Source organism: Micromonospora sp. CPCC 205539, from assembly GCF_036906815.1.
In the GTDB taxonomy this organism is placed as follows: Bacteria; Actinomycetota; Actinomycetes; order Mycobacteriales; family Micromonosporaceae; genus Micromonospora.
Genome location: NZ_JBAKHW010000020.1, coordinates 24,361 through 41,743, shown reverse-complemented (window position 1 = coordinate 41,743; position 17,383 = coordinate 24,361). Strand labels below are relative to the sequence as shown.

Sequence of the window (17,383 nt, the reverse complement as noted above, 5' to 3'; positions counted from 1 at the left end):
GCTGCACGCCGGGATCGGTTTCCCGGAAGTCGGGTGGTCGGAGGACGTCTGATACCCCGACTTCCCGGGAGTCGAGTCGATCAACGCCAACGCCAACGCCGGGCGTCGGCGCCGGGTGCGGTTAGGCCGTCGCGCTCGGGGTCGGCTCGGCCGCCCGGTCCAGCGGGGCCGGCTCGGTGCCGATGCCCGCGGCCCGTCGGGCTTCCCGGCGGGCCACCCAGCCATAGCCGAACAGGGCCATCACGGCGAAGAGCCACCACTGCACGACGTAGCCGAAGTTCTGCCAGTTGTTGGCGTGCCCGACCGTCACCGCCTTGAACGCCGGGTCGGCGGCCGGGGTCTGCTCGTCGAGCAGCAGGTAGCCGCCGTACACCGGGTAGGGGAGTTCGCGGGCCAAGCGCGACACGCCGATCCGTCGGGTCTCCAACCGCCCCTCACGCCGGTCCACCGTGCCGGAGCCGCTCTCGGTCGCGTGCACCCGGCCGACCACCGTCACGTCGCCGCCCGGCACCGCGGGCACCTGCGGCTGAGCGGTCGCCCCGCCCGGCGCTGGCGGGATCCAACCCCGGTCCACCAGCAGCGCCGTGCCGTCGCCGAGCACCAGCGGGGTGAGCACCTCGAAGCCGACCCGGCTGTCCACCGTCCGGCCGCGGACCAGGACGGTGTTCGTCGGGTCGTACCGGCCGGTGGTGGTGATGCGGGTCCAGACCTTGTCCTCGGCGGGGGCCGGGCCGGCCGTGCCCGCGCCGCCGGTGGGGGCACGCAGCGCGTCCGCCAGCGGCGCCGGAGCCATCCGCTGGCCGGCGTCGATCCGCTCGTTGACCTCGGTGCGCCCCCGGTAGCGGTCCAGCTGCCAGTTGCCGAGCAGCACCATGACGGCGGCAGCGACCAGGGTGAGCGCGAGCGCGCCCAACCAGCGTGGGCTCAGCAGGAACCGGTACACGCGACCGAGGCTACCCGTATGACCTGGGCCACTGACCTCGACCGGCCCGGGAGCGGTCCGCCGGCCCGCTCGGCGGTGCTGGCGCGTTGGCCCCAGACGGGTATCGTCACGCGGACGGATCGGCCCCCCGGTCCGCCGTCGCGTACCGCCCGCCGCCCGCGAGGAGTCGATGATGACTGTCGTGCCGCGCCTGGTGCTCAGCGCGCCGTCCTCCGGGCACGGCAAGAACGCGCTGGCGATCGGGTTGCTCGCCGCACTGGCCGAGCGGGGTGTCGACGTCGCCGGGTTCAAGCTCGGCCCGGACCACGTCGACGCCGCCTACCTCGGTCTCGCCGCCGGTCGGCCCGGCCGGGTGATCGATCCCCGGCTGGTCGGCGTCGACCGACTCGCCCCGCTTGTCGCCCACGGTGCCGCGGGAGCCGCGCTCGCCGTCGTGCAGGGCAGCATGGGGCTGTACGACTCGGTCGGTGGTCGCCCGGAGCAGGAGTCCACGGCCGCCGCGGCCGCCGCGCTGCGTAGCCCGGTGGTGCTCGTGGTCGACGTGGCCGCGATGGGCCAGTCGGTGGCCGCCCTGGTGCACGGATTCCGCTCGTACGACGAGCAGCTCTGGCTCGGCGGGGTGATTCTCAACCGGGTGGCGTCGTCGCGGCACGAGGGAATGCTGCGCGAGGCGCTCGACGACGTGGACGTTCCGGTCTACGGCGCGCTGCGCCGACAGGACCTGCCGGCGGTGCTGCCGTCGCGCCGGCACGGTGTGGCGCCGGTGGTCGAGGGGTCCGCCGACGCGGCCCGCGCGGTCCGTCGGCTGGGCGAGGCGGTCGCCGCCACCGTCGATCTGGAGCGGCTGCTCGGGCTGGCCCGTTCCGCCCCGCCGCTGCCCGCTGTGGCCTGGTCGCCGGCGGAGGCGCTCGGTCAGTTGACCGTGCCGGCGGAGCGGCCGGTGGTGGCGCTGGCCGGTGGGCCGGGCGGCAGCTTCAGCCACCCGGAGACCGCCGAGCTGCTGCGGGCCGCTGGCGCCGAGGTGGTCACGGTTGATCCGCTGCGCGACGAGGCGCTGCCGGCCGGCACCCGCGCGCTGGTCGTCGGTGGCGCGCTGCCGGAGGCGTACGCCGAGCAGCTGTCGGCCAACCGGAGGCTCTGCATCGCGGTGGCCGAGCTGGCGCGTACCGGTCGGCCGGTGGTGGCCGAGGGTGCCGGGCTGCTCTGGCTGGCGCGGGAGCTGGACGGGTTGCCGATGTGCGGCGTGTTGGACGCGGTCGGTGCCAGCCGCGACGGTCTGGTGGTGGGCTACCGGGAGGCGACCGCCCAGACCGACAGCGTGGTCGCCGCGCTCGGCACCGTGCTGGTCGGGCACAAGGAGCACCGAGCGGTGCTCACCCCACGGGCCGGTCAGCGGCCGGCGTGGAGCTGGGACGGCGGCGCGCCGGAGGGCTTCGTCTGGCGCAACGTGCACGCGTCGCAACTCACCCTGCACTGGGCCGGCCATCCGACGACCGCCGCCCGGCTGGTCGCCGCGGCGGCGACCGACCCGGTGGCTGAGGCTGAGCCCGCGCAGGCGGGCGGGGTGCCAGCGTGATCGGTCAGGTGGCGGTGCGCCGCTTCCCGGCGCTGACCGTCTCCACCCCGCGTACCGAGGTGCGGCCGCTCACCGCGGCGGACGCGGAGGCGGCGGGGGAGATCTTCGCGGACAAGCTGACCCGGCGTTGGTTGCCGCTGGCCGACGACTCCGGCCCGATCGACGGGCACGCCTGGTGCACGGATCTGGCCCGGCAGCGGCGGGACAGCGGCGAGGGTGACCACTACGCGGTCCTCCGCCGGGAGGACGACCAGGTGGTGGGCTCGCTGTGGACGCGGCGCACCGACTGGGGCGCCCGGTGCACCGAGGTCTCCTACGCGATGGCGCCGCACGCGCGGGGATTCGGCCTGGCCGCCGAGGCGGTGGACGCGGCGGCCATCGCGCTGATCCTGGAGCACGGCTTCCAGCGGGTCGAGCTGCGGGTGGCACCGGGCAACCTGGCCTCCCGCCGGGTCGCGGAGAAGGCCGGGTTCAGCTACGAGGGCCTGCTGCGCAACGCCGGCTTCGTCCGTGGTGGCCGGGTGGACCTCGAACTGTGGTCGTTCGTGGCCGCCGACCTGCGCTGACCCGCGCCGGCCCCACCCGCCCCCGGTCAGCCGACGATGGCGTCGGAGGGCGGGGTGAACTGGCGGGTGGGTTGGCCCTTGAGGGCATCGCGCAGGGTCTCCGCGACCGCCGCGATCGGGATCTGGGACTGCCCGTCGCCGACGGCGTTGAACGGATTGTCCGGGTCGGAGATGAAGCTCGCCGCGGCGAGTTCCGGTGTGTAGCCGACGAACCACGCGGACCGGGTGCTGTCGGTGGTGCCCGTCTTGCCCGCCACCGGGCGGCCGACCGTACCCCGGACGCTGTCGGCGGTGGACCAGCCGCCACAGCCGCCGCGTGCCGGCCTGTCCCCGGTCGGGCAGCGGGCGGCGTCGGTGGCCGCCCGGGCCGCGTCGGCGCTGACCACCTGCCGGCAGCGGGGCTTGGCCACCTCGCGGTGGATGCCACCGGGAGTGGCGTACGTGGCCGGAGTCCCGTCCCGGTTCATGATCGCTTGTACCGGGATCGCCTCGCAGTAGCGACCGTCGGCCGCGACGGTGGCGTACGCGTTCGCCATCTCCAGCGGGGTGGCATCGGAGACGCCCAGGGTGAACGCGCCCCACTTCTTGGCGTTGGTCGGTGACGCCTGTTGCCGGTCGACGTCGGTGCGCCAGCGCAGCCCGAGTTGTTCGGCCAGTCGGACCGCCCGGTCCGCGCCGACCTTCTCCTCGAGCCACACGAAGTACGTGTTGACCGACTTGCCGAAGCCGGACCACATGGTCTGCTGACCGGTCATCGCGCCGCTGGCGTTCGACGGCGCCCAGCCGTCGTAGACAGATGACTTGTACCGGTACGGGGCGTTGAACGAGGTGGAGAGCGTCATGCCGGAGTCGAGCGCGGCCAGCATCGGGAACATCTTGAACGTCGACCCGGCCTGGTAGCCCGGCAGATCACCGCCGCCGAGCAGCGGTGCCACCGTGTTCGGATAGTTGGCCTTCACCTTCGGCCCGGCCTCCGGATTGGAGCTCTGCGGATTCTCGCTGAGATCCAGCGAGTACGTCCGGTTCACCGCCATCGCCTTCACGCGACCGGTGCCCGGCTCGGAGACCACGATGCCGTTGGCGAACGGGCTGCCGGTGCCCTCCTTGGCGCCGACGTTCTTCTCCGCCGCGTCCTGGATCTTCGGGTCGATGCTGAGCACGATGCGGTAGCCGCCCCGGCGCAGCTTGTCCATCCGCTCCAGCCGGTTGGCCCCGAACGCGGGCTGCGCGCTCCACCAGTTCTTGAGGTAGTCGCAGGCGAAGCCCCAGCTGTTGTACTTCTCCGTCACCGCGGCGCAGTCGTTCGGCGGGTCGGTCAGCTTCAGGCGGATCGGTTCGGACTTCGCCGCCGCCGCCGAGTCGGGGGAGAGGTAGCCGAGCTGACTCATGTGGTCCAGCACGTAGTTGCGCCGTCCGGTGGCGTCCTTCTGGTCGGAGCTCGCCGGGTCGTACTCGGACGGAGACTTGACCAGCCCGGCCAGCGTGGCCGCCTCGACCGGGGTCAGGTCCTTCGGGGTCTTGGAGAAGAAGATCTCGCTGGCCGCGTAGATGCCGTACGCCCGGTGCCCGAAGTACGCCGAGTTCAGGTAGCGCTCCAGGATCTGCTCCTTGCTCATCTCCTTCTCCAGGTCGAGAGCCATGCGCATTTCCTTGACCTTGCGCAGGCTGGTCTGCTGGGTGGCCTCCTGGACCTCCTTGGGCGTGTCCGCGCTGTCCCGCAGGGCCATCCGGACGTACTGCATGGTCAGCGTCGAGGCGCCCTGGGAGACGCCGCTGGAGCGGGCGTTGGCCACGAAGGCCCGGGCCACGCCCTTCGGGTCGACGCCGTGGTGCTGGTAGAAGCGGGAGTCCTCGGCGGCGACGATCGCCTGCTGGATGTTCGGCGACATGTCCGACAGCTTGGTGTACTGCCGGTACTCCTCGTAGAACATCGTCAGCACGGTCTTGCCGTCCGGGGCGTAGACGTACGAGGTCTCGGCGGGCAGGGCGGTGGTCAGCAGCTTGGTCTTGCTCTCCACGGCGTGCGCGGTGGCCTTGGCGCCGAGCCCGGTGAGGGCGACCAGCGGGTACGCGGCGGCGGCGATCACGATGCCGGCGATCAGCCCGGCGCGAAGGAGAGGAACGAGGCGACCAGCGGCAGCAAGGGGTCGGTTGCTCACCTGGCAAAGTTATGACATTTCCGAATCGTCCATGAGAAGAACTCATAAACCGACGGGTGGTGATGCGGCTTACGCCGAGATCGACTGTCCCACCCGCCGCCTTCCCGGCAGGATCGCGGACATGTCTGGTCAGCCGAGCGGAGCGACCGAGCTGACGGCTGCCCGCGAGCTGCCGGCTGCCTCTGAGCCGGACCTGACACACCACGGCGACGCGGAGGTGGGCGAGGGCCTGATCGACCTCGCCGTCAACGTCCGTCAGGCACCGCTGCCGAGCTGGCTGGCCGGCCCGATCGCCGCCACGCTCACCGACCTGGCCCGCTATCCGGATCCGGCACCGGCCCGAGCCGCCGTCGCCGCCCGACACCGGCGTCACCCGGACGAGGTGCTGCTCACCGCCGGCGCCGCCGAGGGCTTCGTGCTGATCGCCCAGGCGCTGCGCGGCGTCCGCCGGCCGGTGGTGGTGCACCCACAGTTCACCGAGCCGGAGGCGGCGCTCCGGGCCGCCGGGCACCCGGTGGAGCGGCTGCTGCTGGACCCCACCGAGGATTTCCAGCTCGACCCGGCCCGGGTGCCCGCCGACGCCGACCTGGTGATGATCGGCAACCCGACGAACCCCACCTCGGTGCTGCACCCGGCGCACACCGTGGCCGCGCTGGCGCGTCCGGGCCGGGTGCTGGTGGTCGACGAGGCGTTCGCCGACACCACCGCCGCCCCCGACGGCTCCGGCGAGCCGGCCTCGCTGGCCGAACGACGCGACCTGCCCGGCCTGCTCGTGCTGCGTAGCCTCACCAAGACCTGGGGCCTGGCCGGCCTCCGGATCGGCTACCTCCTCGGCGCGCCGGATCTGCTGGCCCGGCTGGCCGCCGTCCAGCCGCTCTGGGCCGTCTCCACGCCCGCGCTGGCCGCCGCGTCGGCCTGCGCCACCCCCGTCGCGGTCCAGGCGGAACGCGCGATCGCCGCCGAACTCGCCGCCGACCGCGACCACCTGGTCGCGCGCCTGGCCGACCTGCCCGGTGTACGCGTCGTCGGGCGCCCGGCCAGCGCGTTCGTGCTGCTGCACCTGCCCGGCGCGACCCAGGTCCGGGCGGCCCTGCGCGAGCGGGGCTGGGCGGTCCGTCGGGGTGACACGTTCCCCGGGCTCGGCCCGGACTGGCTGCGGGTGGCGGTGCGCGATCGAACCACCACCGACGTGTTCATCGAGATCCTTCGCGAGATCATGGAGGCATGATGCTGGAGACCACGATCGCGACGATCCGGCCGCTGGACGCGGCGGCCATGGCCGCCGCCCGCGAGCTGCACGGCCGGCTGACCAAGCCGGCGGGTTCGCTGGGCGCGCTGGAGGAGCTGTCGGTGCGCCTCGCCGGCCTGGCCGGAGCCTGCCCACCGCCGCTGCCCGAGCCGGCCGCGGTGGCGATCTTCGCCGGCGACCACGGCGTGCACGCCCAGCGGGTGACCCCGTGGCCGCAGGAGGTCACCGCGCAGATGATCGGCAACTTCCTGGCCGGCGGGGCGGTGGTCAACGCGTTCGCCCGGCAGGCCGGCGCCTCGGTCACCGTGGTCGACGTCGGCGTGGCCACCCCGCTGCCCGCCGGACCGGTCGCCGAGACGGGCGTCCTCGACCCGTCCACGCCCCGGCTGGTCGCCGCGAACGTCCGTCGGGGCACCCGGGACCTCGCGGTGACCGCCGCGCTCACCCGGGACGAGGCGCGGGCGGCGGTCGAGACGGGCATCCGGATCGCCGATGAGCTGATCGACGCCGGTGCGGGCATCCTGCTCACCGGGGACATGGGCATCGGCAACACCACCCCGGCCGCCGCGCTGATCGCCGCGTTCACCGGCGCGGACCCGCTCGACTCGACCGGCCGGGGCACCGGGGTCGACGACCCGACGTACGCCCACAAGGTGGCCGTCGTGCGGGCCGCGCTGGCCCGACACGCGCCCGACGCCACCGACCCGCTGGGCGTACTGGCCACCATCGGCGGTCTGGAGCACGCCGCACTGGCCGGGCTGATCCTGGGCGCCGCGGCCCGCCGTACCCCCGTGCTCCTGGACGGGGTGATCGCGGTCTCCGCCGCCCTCGCCGCCGCCGCGTTCGCCCCGGACGCGGTCTGCGCCATGGTCGCCGGGCACCGTTCGGCCGAGCCGGGCGCGACGGTGGCACTGCGCCACCTCGGCCTCGACCCGATGGTCGACCTGGGGCTGCGCCTCGGCGAGGGCACCGGTGCGCTGCTGGCGCTGCCGATGGTCAGCGGCGCGGTACGGGTGCTGCACGAGGTGGCCACCTTCGACTCCGCCGGCGTGGCCGAGAAGTGAGCGAGAGGGGCATTCGGCTCAGTGGCGAGGCGAGACCGTGAGTAACCCGTACCCCCTCGGTCTGCGGCTCGACGGGCGGCGGGTGGTCGTGGTGGGTGGTGGCGCGGTCGCGACCCGGCGGGTGCCGGCGCTGCTGGACGCCGGCGCGGACGTCCTGCTGGTGGCACCGGAGCTGACTCCGGCGCTGCGCGCTCAGGCGGACGCGGGGCGGCTGCGCTGGGTGGAGCGCCGGTTCGAGGCCGACGACCTGGACGGGGCGTGGCTGGTCCACGTGGCGGTCGACGACCCGGTCGCCGCGGAGTCGGTGAGCGTCGCCGCCGCCGAACGACGGATCTTCTGCGTCCGGGCCGACGACCGGACTGCCGCCACGGCCTGGACCCCGGCGGTGACCCGGCACGGCCCGGTCACGGTGGCCGTGCTCGGCGGCGGCGATCCTCGACGGGCGATGAGCGTCCGCGATGCCATCCGCGACCTCCTCGCCGCCCGCGTGACGCCGCGCGGTGCCGCTCCGACGCGCGGTGCCGCTCCGACGCACGGTGCCGCTCCGACGCACGGTGCCGCTCCGACGCACGGTGCCGAAGCGACGACCGCTGCGGCCGAGCCAGCCGGCGGGGGCCAGCGCGGGCGTGTGGCGCTGGTGGGGGCCGGGCCGGGCGACCCGGAGCTGATCACGGTGCGGGGCTGGCGGCTGCTCACCGAGGCGGACGTGGTGGTCGCCGACCGGCTGGTGCCCGGCCTGCTGCTGGACGAGCTACGCGTCGACGTCGAGCTGGTGGACGCCTCGAAGATCCCCTACGGCCCGTCCCGCGCCCAGGAGGAGATCAACCGGATCCTGGTCGACCGGGCGCTCGCCGGAGCGTTCGTGGTCCGGCTCAAGGGCGGTGACCCGTACGTCTTCGGCCGGGGTGGCGAGGAGCTGTTGGCCTGTGCCGAGGCCGGCGTGCCGGTGACCGTGGTCCCCGGGGTGACCAGTTCGATCGCGGCGCCCGCCGCAGCGGGGATCCCGGTGACGCACCGGGCGGTGGCGCACGAGTTCACCGTGGTCTCCGGGCATCTCGCTCCCGACGCGCCGGCCTCGCTGGTGCGCTGGGAGGCCCTCGCCGGTCTGCGCGGGACGTTGGTGATCCTGATGGGGCTGAAGAACCTCGCCGCCATCGCGGCCACCCTGATCGCGCACGGGCGGTCGCCGCAGACGCCGGCTGCCGTGGTGCAGGAGGGCACGACGGGTGCCCAGCGGACGCTGCGGTCCACCCTCGGTGAGGTGGCCGCCGACGTGCTCGCGGCCGACCTGCGGCCGCCCGCGGTCGTGGTGGTGGGCGACGTGGTGGGTGCGCTCGACGGGTGAGGGGCGTCAGCGCCCCTCCCGCGAGGATGAGGTCGCACGCCGCCGGCACGAGGATCGGAAGGCACAGAGCCTCGGGGTTCAACCACTGGTAGGGACACCTTCGGTGCTGGCCCTCGCCCGGCAGCGTTGATCACTGTGTCGTGAACAGTTGCGGGGATGCTCCTGTAACTGTTCACGACACAGTGATCTTGCTGGGCTGGGTCAGTCCGCAAAGCCGGGCGGATGATGTTGCCGGACGGGTGGGTCATGCGGCCGACTAGTCGCGCTTCGTGACGTAGACCCCTCGGCCGGGCTGTCCATACACCAAGCTCCGAGCTTTGAGCTGGATCATCACGAAGCAGTATGCGGATTCGCCGGTGCCCCTGGCCATCGTCGTCATGCAGGCCGGACTGCGCACCGCCCCGGAGCCCGGCGTCAGCCCACCGGGGCGTAAGAGGCACGTCAGTGCGCGCGTAAGGGCCTGACACCGACCGACGGCGGGGCCGGAGCGTAAGCGCTCCGGCCCCGCCGTCGTACGAGCTGCCGACTACTGCTTGAGCATGTTGTCCAGCAGCAGGGCACAGCGGATCAGACCGAGGTGGCTGTACGCCTGCGGGTGGTTGCCCAGCCCGCGCTCGGCGAGCGGGTCGTACTGCTCGGGGAGCAGCCCGGTCGGGCCGGCGGTGAGCACCATCTGCGCGAACAGCTCCTCGGCATCGGTGTGGCGGCCGGTGCGCAGGTACGCCTCGATCAGCCACGCCGTGCAGATGTGGAAGCCGCCCTCGCGGCCGGGCAGGCCGTCGTCCCAGTGGTAGCGGTAGACGACCGGGCCGCTGCGCAGGTCCGCCTCGATCCGCAGGACGGTGGACAGGAAGCGCGGGTCGTCACCGGGGAGCAGGCCGGAGAGCCCGATCCAGAGCGACGACGCGTCCATGTCCTCGTCGCCGTACGCGACGCTGTACGCCTCGACGTCCGGGTGCCAGCCGTGCTCCAGCACGTTGGAGCCGATCCGGTCGCGCAGCTCCACCCACTCGGCCCGGTCCTCGCCACCGTGCTGACGCATCACGTGCAGCGCCCGGTCGACGGTCATCCAACACATCACCTTGGAGAAGACGTGATGCCGCGGAGGCAGGCGCGCCTCCCAGATGCCGTGGTCGGGCTCGTGCCAGCGGCGACGGACCGCCTCGACCATGTTCTCCAGGACCCGCCACTCGTCCTCGCGGACCGAGCCGCGCGCGTCGGCGACGGCCGCGATCAGGTCGGCGATCGGGCCGAAGACGTCCAACTGGAGCTGGTGGTTGGCGAGGTTGCCGACCCGGACCGGCCGGGAGCCGGCGTACCCGGGCAGCGTGTCGATGACCGCCTCGGCACCCAGCTCGTACCCGTCGATGGTGTAGAGCGGGTGCAGTCGCTCCGGGTGGCCGCCGGTGCGCTCGATGCAGCCGTCCACCCAGCGGAGGAACGCCTCGGCCTCCTCGAGGGAACCCAGGTCGACCAACGCGCGGGCGGTCAGAGCGGCGTCGCGCAGCCAGCAGTAGCGGTAGTCCCAGTTGCGGACACCACCCAGCTCCTCGGGGAGTGAGGTGGTCGCCGCGGCCAGGATGGAGCCGGTGGCCTCGTGGCACAGCCCGCGCAGGGTGAGCGCGCTGCGGGCGACCAGGTCGCGGGCGGTGGTCGGCAGCCGCAGTGAGGCCACCCAGTCCTTCCAGGGCTGCTCGGCGGCGGCCTGCCGGTCGTGGATCGGCACCTGGTGGTGCTCCAGGCTGTGGGTGCCGAACCGCAGCTCCAGCACGACCTGCCCGCCGGCGGCGGAGAGGTCCACGACGGCCTTCGCGGTCTCGTACCCGCCGTCGTTGCTGACCTGCCACTGCACGCCGGGGGAGTAGAGCGCGACCGGCTCGTTGGACCCGAGCACCAGCAGGCCGTCGCCGAGCGGCTGCATCTGCACGGCGACCTGACCGAACTCGGGCCGCGGCGCGAACTCCAGCCGGGCCCGGCCGCTGCCGGTGAGCACCCGGACCAGGGTCGAGTCGCCGGTGACGACGGCGGGGCCGTCCGGGGTGGTCTCCCGAGCCGGCTTGTCGAGCCAGTCGGTGACGGTGAGCCCGGACCACCGGGTCTCGACGGTCATCGTGCCCGAGCGGTAGCGCTGGCCCAGCGGGATACCACCGCGTTCCGGGGCGACGCTGAAGTGACCGGCGGGGCTGCCGCCGACCAGGTCGGCGAAGATCGCCGCCGAGTCGGGCTTGGGGTGGCAGAGCCAGCTGACCTTCGCCTCGGGAGTGAGCAGCGCGACGGTACGACCGTTGGACAGCATGGAGTGCCGCTCGATCGGCACCGCCCGCTCGCCGAACAGCCAGTGCCGGCGGGTCTCCAGCAGCAGCCCGAGCGCGCGAGCCGCCTCGAGCGGGTCGGCCACCCGGTAGTCGGCCTGGGTGTCCCCGTCACCGATCTTGATGCCGAGGTCCGGACCGTGCAGGTTGCCGAACGCGTTCTCGTCGGTGACGTCGTCGCCGATGAAGAGCACCGCGCTCGCCGCGAGCTGGGTCCGTAGCTGGTCGACCGCGGTGCCCTTGTGGGTGGCCACCACGGAAAGCTCGATGACCTCCTTGCCCTGGGTGACGGTGACGCCGTCCCAGGTGGCCGGGCCGTTGCGGACCGCCTCGATGGCCGCGGCGGCGATCTGCGGGTCGATGCCCCGGGTGTGCACCGCGACGCTGGCCGGCTTGCGTTCCAGCCGGATGCCGGGGTGCTCGGCGGCGATCTCGCGCAGCGCGTTGCGGACCTGGGTGCGCACCGCGACCAGCTCGGGGGAGAGCCGCTCGACGAAGCCGATGTCGAACTCGGAGCCGTGGCTGCCGACGAGGTGGACCTCGCTGGGCAGTCGGGAGAGCGCGGCCAGGTCGCGCAGCGCCCGGCCGGAGACCACCGCCACGGTGGTCTGCGGCAGCGCGGCGAGCGCGCGGACCGCCGCCACCGACTCGGGCAGCGGTACGGCGGTGCTCGGGTCCTCCACGATCGGCGCCAGTGTGCCGTCGTAGTCACAGGCGATCAGGAGCTGGGGGACCCGTGCGATCCGGCCGATGGCGGAGCGCAGCTCCGGGTCCATGACCCCGGTGGCGATCGCCGCTCCGTCGTTGACGGACGTGTTCACGCGGCCTCCGCCTCGGAAACTCCAAGCTCGGAGAGGAAAGACTTGGCCCAGTGCCCCACGTCGTGGGTACGCAGGTGACGTTGCATTGTCCGCATCCGGCGGCGCGCCTCGGTTTTCTCCACGTGCACGGCCCGGAGCAGGGCGTCCTTGACCGCGTCCGGGTCGTGCGGGTTACACAAAAATGCCTGACGCAGCTCTGTGGCGGCGCCGGCGAATTCACTGAGCACCAACGCGCCACCCTGGTCGGCGCGCGATGCGACGTACTCCTTGGCTACCAGATTCATTCCGTCTCGCAGCGGGGTCACCATCATCACGTCGGCAGCAACGTACATCGCGGCCAGCTCACTGCGACTGTACGACTGATGCAGGTAATGCACCGCCGGCACGCCGACCCTGCCGAACTCCCCGTTGATCCGGCCGACCTCGCGCTCCACCTTCACGCGAAGTGCCTGGTAGTGCTCGACCCGCTCCCGGCTCGGCGTGGCTACCTGGACCATGACGGCGTCCGGAACTGTCAACTTTCCGTCAGCCAGCAACTCGCGGAAGGCCTTGAGTCGCAACTCGATGCCCTTGGTGTAATCCAGCCGGTCCACGCCCAGGATGATCGTCTTCGGGTCGCCCAGCTCGGCGCGGATCTGCTTGGCCCGGGCCTGCACCGCCGGGTCGGCCGCCATCCGCTCCATCTCGTGGGTGTCGATCGAGATGGGGAAGGCGCCCGCCTTCACCTGCCGTCCGTCGACCTGGATCATCTGGCCCTCGTAGCGCAGCCCGAGCAGGTGCCGGGCCAGCCGGACGAAGTTCTGTGCGGCCAGCCGCTGCTGGAAGCCAACCAGGTCGGCGCCGAGCAGACCGCGCAGGATCTCGGTGCGGAACGGCATCTGCATGAACAGCTCGATCGGCGGGAACGGGATGTGCAGGAAGAAGCCGATCCGCAGGTCCGGTCGCAGCTCGCGGAGCATCGCCGGGACCAGTTGGAGCTGGTAATCCTGCACCCAGACCGTCGCGCCCTCGGCCGCCACGTCCGCCGCGGCCTCCGCGAACCGCGCGTTGACCAGGCGGTACGCCTCGCGCCAGCGGCGCTTGTAGGCCGGCGTCTCCACCGCGTCGTGGTAGAGCGGCCAGATCGTGGCGTTGGACTGGCCCTCGTAGTAGCGCTCCAACTCCTCGGCGCTCAACGGCACCGGGTGCAGCCGGATGCCCTCCAGGTCGAACGGCTCGGGTGCGGCGCCGGTGCCACCGGCCCAGCCGACCCAGGTCCCCTGCTGTTCGGCCAGCACGGGATGCAGTGCGGTGACGAGCCCGCCAGGGCTGCGTCGCCACTGCCGTCCCTCAGGTGTGCTCACCTCGTCGACCGGCAGACGGTTCGCCACTACGACAAAGGAGCTACGGACGGTCACGATCGGCCACCTCCGGGTACTGACGGGTCCACCGCGATGAGCGTACTGAGCGTAGCTGCGGCGTCTGCTGCCCCGTGCCGGAGTCTGCTACCCGCCTCGCGCGCGGCGAATCCTGAAGGTGATCTTGTCGACAGTCGCGGTTCAGAGGTCGATGATCGGCCACTCCTTGGGGAGCACCTCACCGAGCAGCTCCCGCCGATCCGTCATGATCGGCACGACCGCTCGGGCTGCCGCCTCGATCGCGACCTGGGCGAGATCGATGCTGCCCAGAAGGCGGGACCAACCGCCCAGGACGGGGCACATGTTGTGATCGACCGGCGTGACGAGGACTGCTTCGAGATCGGCGGCAATGTCCAGCAGCGGCCAGCCGTCGTTGGACACTCCGCGATACGCGGCCGCGAGGCACATGGCCGGGATGATCACCGACTCTCGGCGGTAGGCGACTTTGGCGATCTGGATGCCGACCGCCGGCACTCCTTGGGAATAGGCCAGCAGTGCGCTCGTGTCGAGCACGAGGCCCGCGTCAGTCACGAACCTGCATCCGTCCCCGCGACGCCTCGCTCAGCAGGGCGGCAGCCTTGGCGCGCAATTCGGGAGTTATCGCCTGGCGGGCCTGATCCAACTTGCGCCCGGCTTCCTCTAGGCCCTCGTCAGTAATTTCGAAACCGACCTGCTCCAAAGTCCGCCGCGTTCGCTCGCCGACCATCCTCTGACGGATGCTCTCCGTCACGAAGGCGGACACGTTGGCCTCGGTGGCCAACCGCTCGGCCACGTCGTCGGGCACGCTGATGGCGATCTTCTTGGTCATACCACGGACGTTATCCAGTGATACCGACTCTGGCAACGCGGCTCGCCCGCGTACTCCTGGGGCGGGGTGATGTGGGCGAAGCGCGCCGTACCTGTCAGGATTGACGATGGCGTGCGCGCGGCCGGCCCTCGGCCGGCGGCGGCGGGTGGAGGTCATCGCCCGCGCCGCGCCGCCGATCAGGCGACAGTAAATCGACGGAGGTAGCCCGCACCGTGGCCCAGTACATCTACGTCCTGGAAAAGGCCCGCAAGGCGCACGGCGACAAGGTCGTGCTCGACAACGTGACGCTGAGCTTCCTGCCGGGAGCCAAGATCGGTGTGCTCGGCCCCAACGGCGCCGGTAAGTCCAGCCTCCTCAAGATCATGGCAGGCCTGGACAAGCCCAGCAACGGCGAGGCCCGGCTGATGCCCGGCTACACCGTCGGCATGCTCGCCCAGGAGCCCCCGCTCAACGACGCCAAGACCGTGCTCGGCAACGTCGAGGAGGCGGTCGCCGAGACCAAGGCCAAGCTGGAGCGGTTCAACAAGATCGCCGAGCAGATGGCCACCGACTACTCCGACGAGCTGATGGAGGAGATGGGCAAGCTCCAGGAGGAGCTGGACCACCTCGACGCCTGGGACGTCGACTCCAAGCTCGAACTGGCCATGGACGCGCTGCGCTGCCCGCCGCCGGACGCCGACGTGACCCAGCTCTCCGGTGGTGAGCGCCGTAGGGTCGCGCTCTGCAAGCTGCTGCTGGAGGCGCCCGACCTGCTGCTGCTCGACGAGCCCACCAACCACCTGGACGCGGAGAGCGTCTCCTGGCTGGAGCAGCACCTGGCCAAGTACGCCGGCACCGTCATGGCGATCACCCACGACCGGTACTTCCTGGACAACGTGGCCAACTGGATCCTCGAGCTGGACCGCGGCCGGACGTACCCGTACGAGGGCAACTACTCCACCTACCTGGAGAAGAAGGCCGCCCGGCTGGCCGTCGAGGGCCGCCGCGACGCCAAGATGAAGAAGCGCCTCACCGAGGAGCTGGAGTGGGTCCGCTCCAACGCCAAGGCCCGGCAGACCAAGTCCAAGGCCCGCCTGGACCGGTACGACGAGATGGCCACCGAGGCGGAGAAGACCCGCAAGCTGGACTTCGAAGAGATCCAGATCCCGCCGGGCCCGCGCCTGGGCAGCACGGTCATCGAGGCGAACAAGCTCAGCAAGGGCTTCGGCGACCGGCTGCTGATCGACAACCTGTCCTTCTCGCTGCCGCGCAACGGCATCGTCGGCATCATCGGCCCCAACGGCGTCGGCAAGACCACGCTGTTCAAGACCATCGTCGGGCTGGAGCAGCCGACCGACGGCTCGGTCCGGGTCGGCGAGACCGTGTCCCTGTCGTACGTCGACCAGAACCGTGAGGGTCTCAACGGCGACAAGACCGTCTGGGAGGTCGTCTCCGACGGGCTGGACTACCTGATGGTGGGCAAGGTCGAGATGCCGTCGCGGGCGTACATCGCCGCGTTCGGCTTCAAGGGACCGGACCAGCAGAAGCCGACCAAGGTCCTCTCCGGCGGTGAGCGCAACCGGCTCAACCTGGCGCTGACCCTGAAGATCGGCGGCAACGTCATCCTGCTCGACGAGCCGACCAACGACCTGGACGTGGAGACGCTGTCCAGCCTGGAGAACGCGCTGCTGGAGTTCCCCGGCTGCGCCGTGGTCATCTCGCACGACCGGATGTTCCTGGACCGCGTGGCCACGCACATCCTGGCCTGGGAGGGCGACGATCAGGACCCGGCCAAGTGGTTCTGGTTCGAGGGCAACTTCGAGGCGTACGAGAAGAACAAGATCGACCGGCTCGGCGCGGAGGCCGCTCGGCCGCACCGGGTGACGTACCGCAAGCTGACCCGCGACTGACCGGCCAAGAAGGTGTCTGACCGGTTCGTTTACCACTGCACGCTGCGCTGGTCCGACCTGGACGCGTACGGCCACATCAACAACTCGCGCTTCCTCACCTTGTACGAGGAGGCGCGGGTGGCGTTGATGTTCGCTGGCGGCCGGGCCTGGGGAGTCGGTTCGTTCGTCGACGGGGTCGTGATCCGCCGGCACGAGGTCGACTACCTGCGTCCGGTCGACTACGCGCTGGGTCGGGCCACCGCGGAGGCCGCGCCCACCGTCCGGATCGAGCTGTGGGTGGAGGAGATCCGGCACTCCCGGTTCACCGTCGCCTACGAGCTGTACGACGGTGAGGTGCTGGCCAGCCGGGCCCGCTCGGTGCTGGTGCCGTTCGACCTGACCCGCCAGGTGCCCCGGCGGATCACCGCCGACGAGCGGGCGTTCCTGCTCACCTATGCCCCGCAGGGCGGCGGGGCGTGACCAGGCCGGGTGCGGCCGAGTCGGACCGGGCGGCGGCACCCGGGCACGGCCTCACCGGAGTGGCCGACGCGGGAGCCTTCCTGGCCCGGCTGGTGCGGCTCGACCCGGCGACGCCGGTCCGGCTTCGTCCGGCCGGCGCCACCGGCCGGGTTGCCCTGTGGGCCCGGCTGCCGTGGCAGGTGCTGGTGGCGCGGACGGTGGCCGGTGGCCCGGCCGACGGTGCTCCGGACGTGACGGTGTCCGCCGCGGAGCTGTTGGCCGAGTTGGAGCGGGGCGGCGCGGCGCTCCCGCAGCGCCGGGACGCGGAGTGGCGCTGGCCGCTGCCGCCGGCTCGCAGTCGGCCGGTGGAGGCGCTGCCCGCGGTCGAGCTGTGGCGGATCGCGGACGCGGCGGCGGGCACCCTGCGCACCGCGAGCGAGCAGGGTGTGGCTGGCCGCGCCGTGGGCCAGCGGGTGCTGCGGGACGCGCTGCTCGACCATGTCGCCGTGCTGGTAACCCCGGACGACCCACCCGGCCCGCCGGTGGAGGTGTCGCAGCGACTGGTCCAGGGGCTGGTCCGGATGGGCTTCCTCGGCTCGGCGGACGGCCTGTCCGGCACCTCCGGGGCAGCGACCGTCCAGGTGCGGGTGGCCGGCCGTTGGGTTGGCCTGGTGGGACCATACGGAGCGGCCTGGTTGCAGAAGGCCACCGAACTCGCCGTGACACCCCTGGCTGCTCGTCCGAACGGCTGACCCCTCCTCATTCTTCTGGTCAGGGGCGGTCGTTGGGGGGGTGCCTCAACTCGGCTGTCCGGGT

The 17,383-nt window shown here is 72.2% G+C and carries 14 protein-coding genes; 8 read left to right on the top strand and 6 right to left on the bottom strand.

What is annotated here, in order from left to right:
• Window positions 1-121: 121 nt before the first annotated feature.
• On the bottom strand, window positions 122-943 hold the full coding sequence (locus V6V47_RS18965) for an SURF1 family cytochrome oxidase biogenesis protein (RefSeq protein ID WP_334629606.1): 822 nt from the start codon (window positions 941-943) through the stop codon (window positions 122-124).
• A gap of 172 nt (window positions 944-1,115) precedes the next feature.
• Here V6V47_RS18965 and V6V47_RS18960 point away from each other — a divergent pair, with 172 nt between their 5' ends.
• Both V6V47_RS18960 and V6V47_RS18955 read left to right on the top strand, forming a co-directional pair.
• The gene (locus V6V47_RS18960; protein ID WP_334629605.1) at window positions 1,116-2,519 is read left to right on the top strand and encodes a cobyrinate a,c-diamide synthase; all 1,404 of its coding nucleotides are present in this window, start codon (window positions 1,116-1,118) and stop codon (window positions 2,517-2,519) included.
• On the top strand, window positions 2,516-3,085 hold the full coding sequence (locus V6V47_RS18955; protein ID WP_334629604.1) for a GNAT family N-acetyltransferase: 570 nt from the start codon (window positions 2,516-2,518) through the stop codon (window positions 3,083-3,085). The genes V6V47_RS18960 and V6V47_RS18955 overlap by 4 nt, the downstream gene beginning before the upstream one ends.
• Window positions 3,086-3,111: 26 nt before the next feature.
• On the opposite strand, the gene V6V47_RS18950 is transcribed toward V6V47_RS18955, so the two are convergent.
• A complete protein-coding gene (locus V6V47_RS18950; protein ID WP_334629603.1) occupies window positions 3,112-5,244 on the bottom strand; it encodes a transglycosylase domain-containing protein in 2,133 nt (710 codons plus the stop codon).
• 121 nt (window positions 5,245-5,365) lie between these two features.
• Here V6V47_RS18950 and cobC point away from each other — a divergent pair, with 121 nt between their 5' ends.
• Genes cobC through cobA form a run of 3 tightly spaced genes read left to right on the top strand, consistent with a single transcriptional unit; the run spans window position 5,366 to window position 8,902 of the window.
• The gene (gene cobC, locus V6V47_RS18945; RefSeq protein ID WP_334629602.1) at window positions 5,366-6,472 is read left to right on the top strand and encodes an Rv2231c family pyridoxal phosphate-dependent protein CobC; all 1,107 of its coding nucleotides are present in this window, start codon (window positions 5,366-5,368) and stop codon (window positions 6,470-6,472) included.
• Window positions 6,472-7,557, top strand: coding sequence for a nicotinate-nucleotide--dimethylbenzimidazole phosphoribosyltransferase (gene cobT, locus V6V47_RS18940; RefSeq protein ID WP_334629703.1), 1,086 nt, complete (start codon window positions 6,472-6,474; stop codon window positions 7,555-7,557). Before cobC ends, cobT begins: the two co-directional genes overlap by 1 nt.
• Before the next feature lie 37 nt (window positions 7,558-7,594).
• A complete protein-coding gene (gene cobA, locus V6V47_RS18935) occupies window positions 7,595-8,902 on the top strand; it encodes a uroporphyrinogen-III C-methyltransferase (protein ID WP_334629601.1) in 1,308 nt (435 codons plus the stop codon).
• Window positions 8,903-9,428: 526 nt separating this feature from the next.
• Here cobA and otsB read toward each other — a convergent pair.
• The 4 genes from otsB to V6V47_RS18915 all read right to left on the bottom strand — a co-directional run bounded on the left by otsB (window position 9,429) and on the right by V6V47_RS18915 (window position 14,240).
• Window positions 9,429-11,990: a trehalose-phosphatase gene (gene otsB, locus V6V47_RS18930; RefSeq protein ID WP_334629702.1), complete on the bottom strand. Its 2,562-nt coding sequence runs from the start codon at window positions 11,988-11,990 to the stop codon at window positions 9,429-9,431.
• 41 nt (window positions 11,991-12,031) lie between these two features.
• Complete coding sequence (locus tag V6V47_RS18925) at window positions 12,032-13,432, bottom strand: alpha,alpha-trehalose-phosphate synthase (UDP-forming) (protein WP_334629600.1); 1,401 nt, start codon at window positions 13,430-13,432, stop codon at window positions 12,032-12,034.
• A gap of 141 nt (window positions 13,433-13,573) precedes the next feature.
• The gene (locus tag V6V47_RS18920; RefSeq protein ID WP_334629599.1) at window positions 13,574-13,963 is read right to left on the bottom strand and encodes a hypothetical protein; all 390 of its coding nucleotides are present in this window, start codon (window positions 13,961-13,963) and stop codon (window positions 13,574-13,576) included.
• The gene (locus tag V6V47_RS18915; RefSeq protein ID WP_334629598.1) at window positions 13,956-14,240 is read right to left on the bottom strand and encodes a hypothetical protein; all 285 of its coding nucleotides are present in this window, start codon (window positions 14,238-14,240) and stop codon (window positions 13,956-13,958) included. Before V6V47_RS18915 ends, V6V47_RS18920 begins: the two co-directional genes overlap by 8 nt.
• Window positions 14,241-14,452: 212 nt before the next feature.
• Between V6V47_RS18915 and ettA the strand changes: the two genes are divergently transcribed.
• Genes ettA through V6V47_RS18900 form a run of 3 tightly spaced genes read left to right on the top strand, consistent with a single transcriptional unit; the run spans window position 14,453 to window position 17,319 of the window.
• The gene (gene ettA, locus V6V47_RS18910; RefSeq protein WP_334629597.1) at window positions 14,453-16,129 is read left to right on the top strand and encodes an energy-dependent translational throttle protein EttA; all 1,677 of its coding nucleotides are present in this window, start codon (window positions 14,453-14,455) and stop codon (window positions 16,127-16,129) included.
• Between the two features lie 12 nt (window positions 16,130-16,141).
• Window positions 16,142-16,588 (top strand): acyl-CoA thioesterase, encoded by a 447-nt coding sequence (locus V6V47_RS18905; protein ID WP_334629596.1) that lies wholly within the window; start codon window positions 16,142-16,144, stop codon window positions 16,586-16,588.
• Window positions 16,585-17,319, top strand: a complete 735-nt coding sequence (locus V6V47_RS18900) for a hypothetical protein (RefSeq protein ID WP_334629595.1) — start codon at window positions 16,585-16,587, stop codon at window positions 17,317-17,319. Before V6V47_RS18905 ends, V6V47_RS18900 begins: the two co-directional genes overlap by 4 nt.
• The last annotated feature ends 64 nt before the right edge of the window (window positions 17,320-17,383 follow it).